Genomic DNA, 11,121 nt, shown 5'->3' on the forward strand with positions numbered 1-11,121 from the left:
AAATATCAAAAACGCGTTACCCTGTTAATCGCAAGACTGCCCTGTTTAAGTGAACTACCTTGTGTATTGAGCGGGCTTTGTTACTTGAAGAATCATTGTTCATTTAACAAGTCGATGAAAAATGCATATTCAAGGGCGTCTTCTTTTAAGCGCTTAAAGCGACCAGACGCGCCGCCGTGACCTGCTTCCATATCTGTTTTAAATAGCAATGCATGATTACCCGTCTTTATTTCCCGCAGCTTTGCCACCCACTTCATGGGTTCAAAATACTGCACTTGAGAGTCGTGTAATCCCGTTGTGACTAACATATTCGGATAGCTTTGAGCACTGATGTTGTCATAGGGCGAATAGCTCAACATATACTCATAGTAAGCCTTTTCTCCAGGGTTGCCCCATTCATCATACTCGTTAGTCGTTAGGGGAATAGATTCGTCAAGCATAGTCGTGACTACATCAACAAATGGAACATGAGCGGCAATACCTCGGTACAGTTCAGGCGCTTGATTTATTACGGCACCCATCAGAAGACCACCTGCCGAGCCTCCTACAGCAAAAACCTTATCTTTTGAACCGTAACCCGAATCGGTAAGCGATCTCGTCACGTCTATAAAGTCGTTAAAGGTATTTTGCTTAGTGAGTTTTTTACCGTCTTCATACCATGGTCTTCCGAGCATTTCTGAGCCTCTGATATGCGCAATTGCATACACAAAGCCACGATCTAATAAGCTAAGGCGCGCTGAGCTAAATGATGGATTAATAGTATGCCCATAGGAACCATAGCCATATTGGTATATCGGATTAGTGCCATCTTTTTTGAACTTGTCCTTACGGTATACCAAAGATACAGGTATCTGTTTACCATCTCTTGCAGAGACCATAATGCGTTCTGATTGATAATTGTTAGCATCGAAATCACCCAGTACAGGTGTCTGCTTCATAATTTCGGGCTTACCCGTTACAAGATCAAAATCATAGTAGGTACCGGGAGTGGTTAAGCTACTGTAATAAACTCGTACCTTTGAGTTATCAAGCTCATAGTTACCGGTAAAGTAGGCAGAAAAAGCACTATCGTTGAACTCTAATGGGAACTCTTTATCTGTTGATAGTTGACGGATTGTGACTGTTGATAGGCCGCCTTTACGCTGTTCGTAGACTAAGTGATCTTCAAATAAGGTAAAATCAACGAGTAGGGTGTCGTTGTCAGCAGCGATAACATCTTGCCATTTGCTACGGTCATGGATGTTATTTTGCTCTACTTTCATCAGACGAAAGTTCACTGCCTGGTAGTTGGTGTAGATGTAGTACCAATCATTAAGTTTAGCTATGCTATATTCTATCCCTTCTTCTCGTGGGTAGAAGGCTTTGGCTTTAGGCTGTGGATTGTTAGCGTCAATAACCGACACGCTACTGGTTTCTGTGCTTGAGTGGAAAATATAGACTTGCTCCCCGTCTTTACTCTTACCGAGGGAGGTATAATAAGCATCGTCTAATTCTTCGTAAATTAAGGTGTCGCTACTTTGTGGTGTGCCTAGAATGTGGTGATAGACTTGAAAACCTAGCAGAGTTTGTGGATCTTTCTTGATGTAATAAAACGCTTTATTGTCGTTTTGCCAAGCAATATCACTCTCTGCTCCTTCCACTTTATCAGCTAAGTAGGTACCGGTGTCTAAATCTTTGACACGAATGGTATAGACTCGTCGACTTAAAATATCTTCTCCATAGGCCAAAAGTGACTCATTTGGGCTAACATAAAGTCCCCCGATATTAAAAAATTCGTGCTCTTTTGCTAGTTCGTTAGCATCTATTAATAGCTCGGAGTTTGTGCCTGCAAAGTCTTTGGCACGTCGATATATTGCGTACTCATTATCCCCCAACACCTGACTAGAATAAAAGTAGTTACCTTCTTTAACTGGCACCGAATTGTCGTCTTTAGCAATGCGACCTTTTATCTCCTCAAAAAGCTGCTCTTGTAATCTTTCCGTGTGCTTTAAAACAGTATCAGCATATTGATTCTCTTGCTCAAGGTGCTGCAAAATTTTTGTGTCTTTCCGCTTATCATCACGCATCCAATAATAGTTATCAATACGAGTTTCACCATGGCTTTCTAGAACATGGGGAACTTTCTTCGCCACAGGCGCTTGAGTTTGTTGAGCAGTTAGCTCGACTTGAGAAGGTTGAGTCACGGTTTGAATTCCTTGGTTGCTGCAGCCAGTGATCAATGTCGCTGATACAGCCAATGTAATGAGGGAGAAACGCATAAAGCTCCTTAAAAATACGTTCAAAGTGGCAATAAGGTATTACTTCTTGCAATGCCATTAATATCAATAGCTTGTGCGCAAATGTATGCTTGTATTTTAGTTACGCTAGCAGACATAAAGAAGTGGATCAAATATTATCACCAAGAATGTTTTTTACCGTTTGTCATTCATAATAGTTAGAAAATTGATAGACAAATCATTTCGAGTAAGTTAGAAAGGTATACGCTATCTTGCTGACGAGGAAACTATCTATGAGAAAAACCTATATTGCTTCATCTCTAATTGCATCACTTTTAGCACTTAATGTTTATGCTTCGCCAATTACTCCTGAAGAAGTGGAAGCAGCCCAAAAGGGTTGGGGTGAAGGCATCATTGCAATTGGTAAAGCAAAAGATGCTCGCAGTGCTGCGACTAAACACATTAATAAGTTTTATGCTTATGATTTAGGCACAGTGCTTTTCAAGCCTACATTGGCGGTAGAAGATCAATTTAGGCATTCAAAATCAGAAGCGCTCTCTTACTTTGTTGGTGGGGAAATTGCTGAAGATAACGGTTTTGCTTTAGCTCCATATACTAATGTTCGTTGGGAAAATGAAGGCGTTATCACTGACAAGAATTCAGATATGGCGATGGCGATGGGAAATTATTTCTTCACTAAAACTGATGGCCAAGAAGTGAAAGTAGAATATACCTTTGGTTATATCAAAGACGATGCAGGAAATGTGAGAATAAATCTACATCATTCATCTCTACCATACAGCCCGAAGTAACACTAATAGTTACTTAAGCTCAATTAGCATATTAGTTTAACAGCCCGCTAGTGAAAATATAGCGGGCTTTTTTATTAAGGACTAAAATCCTGTATAGGGTGATTGATACAATTTTTCAGTTACTTTAGCCCTTTCTTCAGCATTTATATTTTTTTGAAAAACAGCCCGTATTTTTTCTAACATAGGTAGTGACTGAGCTGTATTCTGATCCGTTTCTAAAAAAAGCGCGAGTGATGTTGTGTCCATTAGTTTATCCAGAGCTTCTTGTTGTGAAATCGCCTGATGGCTTGTAGTTAGCTTAATACCTTGAGGTACTTTTCTTCCTATATTGTCATCCAGCTGACCAACAAGTTTAAAGAATCTTCGATGAACAGTCAGGTGATGATTACGTCGCATACCTTGCTCCCGAAGAGCAAACTTACGCGATTGTTCACTTGGTGAAGCATCACCAAATAAAGTATCACAAGCTTGTTTTACGTAAGTCTCTTCATTCTGGACTGCTGAAAATAGTGAACGCATATCTCGTGCACTTGTGGCTAAAGGGCGTTTAAAAAAATTATCTAGTGTGTTGGGTAAATCTTTATTTAGCCCTGATGTCATGTACTTAGCCATAATTGAATGCTTCTGTAGATATAAAGCGTTGGCTTCTTGCTCATTGTGTTCTTCAATTGGTAAAACTAAGAGGTTGGAGGTTGAACTACCTGTATTATGTAAATACACCGATTCGCCAGTAGTGCCGGCTCCAGCCGTTGTGATTCCATCAGCATCAGCGATGTAGCTTAAGTGAAGCGCATTGTATTTTGGGAGCGCATTTGCCCCACAGATCATAAAGAGATGATCTTTAAACTCGGGCTTGCCGTGGTTTATACCATCAATAATATATTGAATAATGATATCGTTTTTTTTATGTGCGTAGACATAGGTCATTCTTTTGATTTGAGTATGATTAACCGATTTGTCGGCAGTAATTACGCCTGTGAATTCAATAGGGCTAGTTATTTCGATAGGTGTTTGAGCATGATTTAGAGCGACTTTGTATACTGCTAGCCTTGCTTCATCAAGGCTATTTTGTTGAGTGATTTTGAGCTTCGCTAACGATTTAGCTACATCCTGAAGTGTGTTTTTTTCTCCAAGGCCAATGTGAGATATTTGCTCTCCAGTACCTCCTAAAACCTTAGTAAGTACTGCATTTTTAGGGTTATGATCATGTTGATCGTTTGGCTGGAGCATAATGGCGTGATTTTGCTGGTCCACTCTATGGGTTGACATAATATTGTGCTTCCCCGCCGCTTTTTGTAGATCTGGAGCCATGTCAGTTAAGACGTAGATTTTTTCTTCTGCTATCAATCCTTTAGACTTTTCACCTACAATATAAGAGAAAATATTTTTTGCTGTAATGGTTGGTAGTGATTGATAGGATACGTCGCTATTATTTGGGTGGAATAGCTTCGCATCTGCTAGCGTTTTGTTGCTAACTTCTCTTTGAGGATATGATGCGAGACGGCGCATAATGTTAGTATCATCTGAGCCGCCAGTCTTTGTAAGGTAGCCGTAAATAGGTTTATCAGATTGCGCCAGTATAACATTGACTTTGTTTGCTGACAGTAATCGACATAAGTCTGATAGTGGCTTTCCAAATGCACTTTTACCTTTGTTGGTGTCAGGCCAAGCGGGTGGAACATGAAAAATGACACTGCTCCCATGGGGAAGTTTGTTTTTTTCTAATGCCATCTTAACGATATTAAGTGTTCTACCTGTATGTCCACCTCCGGTTGGTGAATAACCCACGATAAGGCATTTCGCATTTTCAATTTGAGCTGTTTGGCGAAGAGAATCAGATATTGTTTTCTGACGGTTTGTTGTCGTTGATGGAATAGAGTTCTCTGATGCGGGGAAAAGGGGGACATTAATCAACATGTTTGTTTCCGCTATTATTAGATTTTATCGTAATATCGAGCGAGCCATGCGAGAATAGGTGTGGCGCACACCTCGAATTGCGATACTGTAGTTACGTATATTTTCTGGGAGTGCGATTCCGGTATAACCTGTGTCGCCAATATGATGTAAGTCAGCTCCTGCCATTTTACTCATCAAGGCAATGCGCCTAATGGTTTCACTGTCAGCGCCTTCTTGAGACGTTCCTATCGTTGTCATAGCGAGGACATTGTGGCTGTGGGCTTTCTCTATTAATGATGATACATAAGACTCAGACATGCCTGGTACGGTTCCTGGTGCAGGCAATAAAACTACATCTGCACCGCAGCTAGCAAACTGTGATATGTCTAGGCTGGTAACGAGTGTTTTACCACCTTCTGAAATGACGCCAGCACCATGCATTTTTCCTGCAATGATCAATATATCGTTCTTCAGCTGTGCCCTAATCTGCTTGAGTGATTCGGTAATGGCTCGATTAGAGACCCCATTACTCGGATTACCAGTAAGAACGATAAAATCGCATTCCATATTGATTAATGTATTTACATTATCGGCGGTTGCTGCTCTTCCTGAGCACATCGCCCACAGTTCATTATGTTTCTGGGCAAATTCAGGATCGACAGCTTCTAAGTTGACACCAACTGGGCGTCCTGTTAGCTGTTTCAATGTAGCAATAACACTTTTAGGATGAGTCCCTTTTGGTAGGCCTATTACATCTGGGTTGTTGACGTCAAACATATTGAGCAGGAGTAAATCTGCTCCTTGTGAAGCAGCCAATTCAGCATTGGTTATGCCCATTAACATAGGTTGTACTTTAGAAATCGTTTCACTCAGTAGCACTCGACCTTCACTTGCTTTTATCGCATGTATCAAGTCCGACTTGGTCATATTGTTAAAGTCAGAGGCACTGCAGTCTAATAATCTTTTCATTATCGCTTCTTTAAATTTGGCGGGGGAGAGGGTGCTGACCTTTCTGTTTGGTTTTTGTTTAGTTTGTGAAAGGTCAACACAGCCTAGCTATTAACTGGTGGGTATGTTTTCAAAATTTTTGAGTCAAGAAAAGGGTAAATCTAGGATTATTTATTTCCCTTTTTAAAGGTTTTTAACAATCTAGCGTTAATTAGCATCAAGAGATTGTATGTTATCGTTAATTGGTGAGTAATATATGAAGTAATGTCCAATGTAGTAATATTATTTTTAAGGGTAGTTCTTAGCTTAATTGCTGAAAGACAATTTCTCTAAAGTGAGGGTTATTGATCAGTGCCGTCATTGACACTAGAGTTTCAGTTGGTATTTGTATATCACCACATAGCGTTTCGATGACAATGCACTCTCTGCGATGATCGTCATAGTTGGTTGTTTTAGCTTTTCCTTCAAAGACTTGAGCGGACTCAGTGACTAAGCGAATAGGAATTTGGTAAAGACAGGCTATTTCTATATAATCGTATTCGCTACAGGAAATCATTTTCAATCCTTATAAAACAGTGCCAACCAAATAGTTTCCACACTGGGTGTGGTATAAGTTACTCTGTGTTTAGTATGGGCCGGAATATTAAGGTTATCACCTGCTTTTAGCTCAATTTCTTCCCCAGTCTGGTATTGGATTTTTGCATGACCCGTTAATACTACAACCCATTCATGTTCATCCTGATCGTACCAAAAGTCTGGTTCGGAGCATTGACCTTTAGAGACAATACGTTCTAGGCGAAATTGATGCCTACAAATCAGAGTATCAAAGACTTCGTTGGTTAAATCGTTAGGTAGCGATGACAGAATATTCATAAAACTAAACGGTGTAATCAAAGACGATAATATCTTCAAGGATCGGTCTGAAGATATTCTTTAATACATCATGTGCGGGGTGAGGCAAGTAGCGTTGACGACCAGCTTCATCAGAAAATGTCATCATTACGCAATGCGTATAGTGTTTATTCTTGCCTTCAGAGCTATCATTTAAGCCCCATTCGACGTACTCCACCCCATCAATAATATTGGGCATGGATAAAAAAGAGTGTTTTAATTCTTCTACCTGTGGTGGAGTGGCATCATCTTTAAATTGAATAAGGAGAATGTGTCGTATCATGCTATGGCCTATTTTTTTCTTTGGCAATTGGTTAGTAATCAATACTACAGCTTTGAAACAACAGTGCAAATTGTAATAGATGCTTTCTTGGGGTGAGTTTTAGGTACATAGGTATGTTACTTTGATTGTATACGGTATTCGAATCTTAAGAGTTCCTGATATTGGATTAAAGTAATAAACATTTTTAGGACTCTATGGTCCATTGCTGTATTTGCCACAATGGACCACCCTATAGTTATTGCCGTGATTCTAGTGTTTCAACCCTTGTTTTTAGTTCTTTGATAGATTCTAGTAGTACGGGAATAAAGCCGATATAATCAACTCTCAGAGTGTATGGGTCATATTGTTCAACTAGCTCCGGTAACTCAGATTGTACTTCTTGTGCTATAACACCGTATTCGTATTGGCCAGCTAAGTGGCCTTGGATGCTATCTGGACGCCAAGAGTAGCTATAGCCATTAAGGCGGCTTAGCTTATCTAAGCTATTTTGTAAGGGTTGAATATCTAGCTTTAAATTTATATCACTTATTCTAGGCATGCTATTTGTCGGAGGGATATACCCAGCAGCGATAGAATAAGTATTGGTCTCCTCATCATAAAGCATAAACTTATACCATGAACTCAAAGAGTTTTTAGCTGGTTGAGCAAGATATTGACTGCCAAATTCGGTTTTGCATTGTTGATTAACGTCAAGATAACTAGACCTTATAACCAGAAAATAGTCCCCACGATACTCTTCTCTTTCTACCCATGAACCATCAATGACGACCTGCTCTTCATTATCATTTTCTAGCCAATCCCAATGGCTTCCATCAGGTTTAGAACAGAACACATTTGACTCATCCGCGAGTGTATGACTCGATAATATGACAGAGAAACTTACACTTAATATCAAATTAAATAACTTCACTACTTCCTCTCAATATCAATACAAAAAGCATGGGTATTGTATTGATGCTGGCGACAAATGCAACTGATTGCATTTTTTAATGCATGGTTTTGCAACTTTTATAGTTGTATGGTGTTTTTTGAGGGATGGATTGGGTAGCAAACTCAAATATAATGAGGCGAGTAGTGACTCGCCTCAGTAACTTAAATTTATTGATTTTTCATTTCGTAGCGGACTTGTTTACTGAAATAAGCTGATGAAATAGTCAGCTGTAAACTATCTGCTAAGTTATCATTATCGTCATTTTGATATTGATAGCTGTAAGTGGTCCCAACACCGCCGACAGTTTGCTTGAGCGTTTCAATAGGTTTAAAGGTAAGGCCAAAGAAATCCATATCAACTTTCCATTCTTTAACAGGATCTGAGTAGTAAGGGCCGTATATAGAAGCGTCGTCAAGATATGTCATTTCTATGGTTTTACTTCCCTGAGCAAAAAGGTTTTGGGTTGCTGTTTGAATTTCACCATTGGGGTAGTATTGGAACGATAGGGTACTTGTTTCCGTCGGAGTTGATAGTTTTATCTCTTGTATTTGTTGTAACTTTCCGTCGCTATGATAGGTGTAGTTGAAGTTTTTGACCGACATATCTTCACCAGACTGAGGCGTCTGTACGCGTTGGGTGAGTTTATTGTTCTCGTCATAGACATATTGGATGCTATAGGTCGCTATTGGTGTGCCGTTTAGATCGGCTGCCTCTTGGTGAAAAACTTGCTTAGATTCTAAAGTGACCTGGCCTTGTTCATTGTAGCTATATAAAGAAATAAAGTTTTCTTTGGTATGCCTAATGTAGCTATTAATTTCACCGTGTTTCATTAAAGCACGAGCTGAAGCTAACAAGCCGTCGCTGTTGTAGGCGTAATTAAGGGTACTGTCAGCGTAATCACGCTGTGTTACTTGGCCCAAATCATTATAAAGATAGGAGGCCGCAATGGTAGTTTGGTTATTATCTGTTTTTGAGATTTGAGTGATACGAGATGTATTCGTTTGAACAGATCCTAGGTCAGCATAATCTTCAAATACTGCATAGTGTTGATACGAATGAGCGTTAAATGCAGCAAGAAGAGCTAGGGTTGTTAAGCTTGTTTTTATAGTCATAGTTTAAAGCCTGTTAGTTATTATTTTTGTTATTGATGAAGAACTATTCATTCTTCATCATTTGCCTTTTCAATAGAGAAATTGAAAAGATATATGAAACTAACAGCTTATATTCATGGTGTTAATACCTAGAATTGATATGTGCTTGGTTTAATATTAACAAAATGTTTCTGAAAGAAGCTGAGCCAAGCTTAGATATACTGCTAGGTGGAGTTGCAAAAGCTGTCGCGCTTAACCACTATTCATTGCTAAAAATTGCTGGCGAAGCTGTTTTAGTGCTGAGTTTTAACAAATATTTCAACCTAAATTGATCATTCAGATCAATAGTTAAACTCATTTCTAATTCTTAATTACAGGGGGTAAGCCTATCATGTCGTTTTTATGCCAAAATACACCAATAAACGAGGCTCTTATAACTGCTGCGCGTAATTGTCCTCACCAGGTAGTGCGAGTGAAGCCAACCAAAACACAGTTAAAAGTGCTCGATGCGATCAAAAATGGTGAGAGTGTGACAGCATCACAGATGACGGAGCGCTGTGATATCTCACAGAGCTTCACCAGTACGTTACTAAAAGGGCTTGCTGAAAAAGGCTATCTCACAAGGAAAGTGGATAGCCGAGCATTTGGAGGGGTCGAGTTTATATACAGTCGTATGGGCTTTTAGTCCCAGTTTTAGTTGTATATTTAGAAGAGCTGCGTGGTTGGTTTGGTATCTCTATTTATCCTTTCCTGTGTTGATTAGTGATTAGTGATTAGTGATTAGTGGGATAGTTCTGTTAAGGATATGATATGGGAAAAGTTGGTAGGAAGATAAAGATGAAAAAGGTTCGACGTTCGCTAAGGGATGATATGAATATCGCCGATAAACTGCCTCCTTTATATAAGTATCTTTGTGTGGAAGGGGCTCATTTAACTTTAGGTAATCGAACTTTCAAGTTTGCAAAGCCTTCTGATTTTAATGATTTGGAAGATCTCACAGTTAAAAGTGTTTTTGAAGGTGATCTTGAAGCTGAGTTGTCTAAAATGCCGGTTATTATACCGGAATTTATACTAAATAACTTGAATAGCCCTATAACTTGCTCTTCTACAATGAAAGAAAAACTCACAGAATTACAATCTATGTTGAAGCTATGTCCAGAGTTGCTGGATGAAATTAAAGGTTCACCGCCGGACAAAAGGGGAGCTGAAGCATCTAAGAAAATTGCAGAAGATTTCATTAATGAATTGAATGAATCAATGCAAGACTACAGAGTGTTTTGTGTTACGACCAATCTCAATTCAGATTATATGTGGCAGAACTATGCTGAAGATCATAAAGGAATCGCTTTAAGAATTGAGCCAAATATAGAGAAGGAGTCGAAATTTCAACTCTTTGAGCCTGTTACTTATCGAGAGCACAGGCCTGCATTGTATGCCGGTGCACAAATGTTTATTGAAAGTGCTTTTTTTGGAGATAAGGAAGAACTAGCACGTGAGAAGTTAAAGGAAATTATTCATACAAAAACTATGGAATGGCGATGGGAGAATGAATATAGACTAGCGATACCACTCTTAGGGGAAGAACCTTGGAATACACTTTTATTCCACCATGAAGAAATAACAGAGCTACATCTTGGTGCAGAAGTTGAAGAGGACTTTAAAGAGTCAGTTATCGGCTTAGCCCATTCAATCAACCCTGATATCAGTATCTTTCAGGTTCAGCGCAGCCCTAAAGGAGAACTTTATTCTGAAGCTATAAAGTGAGTTTCCTAGATATTAGGTTCTTTCCAGTCTTTTGACTTTACAAACGAGGGTGACCCTCGTGAAATAAAAATTTTTCGGTTACATAAGTCACCACCACCAAGGTCCGGATTACTAAACAATCTGACTTATGAAAGCTCAGCGTGATGCGTAACGCTACGCTTGTAATGTTTAGTTTGTATATCATATTTTATGAGCTAACTAAGATTTGCCCCAAAGTGGGTTGCAGGTCGAAGTCCGAACAAAAATCATGGGGTAGATTTGATATAGAAAAACGGCTCTTCTCCGGTTA

The 11,121-nt window shown here is 39.3% G+C and carries 11 protein-coding genes; 3 read left to right on the top strand and 8 right to left on the bottom strand.

What is annotated here, in order from left to right; all coding sequences use genetic code 11:
* Window positions 1–92 precede the first annotated feature (92 nt).
* The gene (locus KO511_RS16300) at window positions 93–2,258 is read right to left on the bottom strand and encodes a S9 family peptidase (protein ID WP_215988469.1); all 2,166 of its coding nucleotides are present in this window, start codon (window positions 2,256–2,258) and stop codon (window positions 93–95) included.
* Window positions 2,259–2,509: 251 nt separating this feature from the next.
* Here KO511_RS16300 and KO511_RS16305 point away from each other — a divergent pair, with 251 nt between their 5' ends.
* On the top strand, window positions 2,510–3,028 hold the full coding sequence (locus tag KO511_RS16305; protein WP_171361435.1) for a hypothetical protein: 519 nt from the start codon (window positions 2,510–2,512) through the stop codon (window positions 3,026–3,028).
* Between the two features lie 81 nt (window positions 3,029–3,109).
* Here the strand turns inward: KO511_RS16305 and KO511_RS16310 are convergent, their stop codons facing one another.
* The 7 genes from KO511_RS16310 to KO511_RS16340 all read right to left on the bottom strand — a co-directional run bounded on the left by KO511_RS16310 (window position 3,110) and on the right by KO511_RS16340 (window position 9,089).
* Complete coding sequence (locus KO511_RS16310; RefSeq protein ID WP_215988470.1) at window positions 3,110–4,945, bottom strand: hypothetical protein; 1,836 nt, start codon at window positions 4,943–4,945, stop codon at window positions 3,110–3,112.
* Between the two features lie 24 nt (window positions 4,946–4,969).
* On the bottom strand, window positions 4,970–5,893 hold the full coding sequence (locus KO511_RS16315; RefSeq protein WP_215988471.1) for a DUF7916 family protein: 924 nt from the start codon (window positions 5,891–5,893) through the stop codon (window positions 4,970–4,972).
* A gap of 280 nt (window positions 5,894–6,173) precedes the next feature.
* Window positions 6,174–6,428 (bottom strand): Rho-binding antiterminator, encoded by a 255-nt coding sequence (locus tag KO511_RS16320; RefSeq protein ID WP_125319764.1) that lies wholly within the window; start codon window positions 6,426–6,428, stop codon window positions 6,174–6,176.
* 2 nt (window positions 6,429–6,430) lie between these two features.
* Window positions 6,431–6,745: a cupin domain-containing protein gene (locus tag KO511_RS16325; RefSeq protein WP_125319763.1), complete on the bottom strand. Its 315-nt coding sequence runs from the start codon at window positions 6,743–6,745 to the stop codon at window positions 6,431–6,433.
* Between the two features lie 4 nt (window positions 6,746–6,749).
* Window positions 6,750–7,046, bottom strand: coding sequence for a Dabb family protein (locus KO511_RS16330; RefSeq protein ID WP_215988472.1), 297 nt, complete (start codon window positions 7,044–7,046; stop codon window positions 6,750–6,752).
* Between the two features lie 235 nt (window positions 7,047–7,281).
* Window positions 7,282–7,956 (bottom strand): tail fiber domain-containing protein, encoded by a 675-nt coding sequence (locus KO511_RS22560; protein ID WP_215988473.1) that lies wholly within the window; start codon window positions 7,954–7,956, stop codon window positions 7,282–7,284.
* Between the two features lie 188 nt (window positions 7,957–8,144).
* Window positions 8,145–9,089 (bottom strand): hypothetical protein, encoded by a 945-nt coding sequence (locus tag KO511_RS16340; protein WP_215988474.1) that lies wholly within the window; start codon window positions 9,087–9,089, stop codon window positions 8,145–8,147.
* 370 nt (window positions 9,090–9,459) lie between these two features.
* Between KO511_RS16340 and KO511_RS16345 the strand changes: the two genes are divergently transcribed.
* Both KO511_RS16345 and KO511_RS16350 read left to right on the top strand, forming a co-directional pair.
* Entirely contained in the window at window positions 9,460–9,753 is a 294-nt protein-coding gene (locus tag KO511_RS16345; protein WP_215988475.1) for a MarR family transcriptional regulator, read from the top strand.
* 125 nt (window positions 9,754–9,878) lie between these two features.
* Window positions 9,879–10,832 (top strand): DUF2971 domain-containing protein, encoded by a 954-nt coding sequence (locus tag KO511_RS16350; RefSeq protein ID WP_215988476.1) that lies wholly within the window; start codon window positions 9,879–9,881, stop codon window positions 10,830–10,832.
* Window positions 10,833–11,121 lie beyond the last annotated feature (289 nt).

It is taken from the genome of Vibrio hepatarius (assembly GCF_018860525.1).
Lineage (GTDB): Bacteria > Pseudomonadota > Gammaproteobacteria > Enterobacterales > Vibrionaceae > Vibrio > Vibrio hepatarius_B.

What these genes read in the sequence shown, in the direction of transcription:
- KO511_RS16315 (WP_215988471.1), bottom strand. Translation starts at nt 5,893, where the DNA reads ATGAAAAGATTATTAGACTGCAGTGCCTCTGACTTTAACAATATGACC.
- KO511_RS16345 (WP_215988475.1), top strand. Translation starts at nt 9,460, where the DNA reads ATGTCGTTTTTATGCCAAAATACACCAATAAACGAGGCTCTTATAACT.
- KO511_RS16320 (WP_125319764.1), bottom strand. Translation starts at nt 6,428, where the DNA reads ATGATTTCCTGTAGCGAATACGATTATATAGAAATAGCCTGTCTTTAC.
- KO511_RS16330 (WP_215988472.1), bottom strand. Translation starts at nt 7,046, where the DNA reads ATGATACGACACATTCTCCTTATTCAATTTAAAGATGATGCCACTCCA.
- KO511_RS16310 (WP_215988470.1), bottom strand. Translation starts at nt 4,945, where the DNA reads ATGTTGATTAATGTCCCCCTTTTCCCCGCATCAGAGAACTCTATTCCA.
- KO511_RS16340 (WP_215988474.1), bottom strand. Translation starts at nt 9,089, where the DNA reads ATGACTATAAAAACAAGCTTAACAACCCTAGCTCTTCTTGCTGCATTT.
- KO511_RS16305 (WP_171361435.1), top strand. Translation starts at nt 2,510, where the DNA reads ATGAGAAAAACCTATATTGCTTCATCTCTAATTGCATCACTTTTAGCA.
- KO511_RS16325 (WP_125319763.1), bottom strand. Translation starts at nt 6,745, where the DNA reads ATGAATATTCTGTCATCGCTACCTAACGATTTAACCAACGAAGTCTTT.
- KO511_RS16300 (WP_215988469.1), bottom strand. Translation starts at nt 2,258, where the DNA reads ATGCGTTTCTCCCTCATTACATTGGCTGTATCAGCGACATTGATCACT.
- KO511_RS16350 (WP_215988476.1), top strand. Translation starts at nt 9,879, where the DNA reads ATGGGAAAAGTTGGTAGGAAGATAAAGATGAAAAAGGTTCGACGTTCG.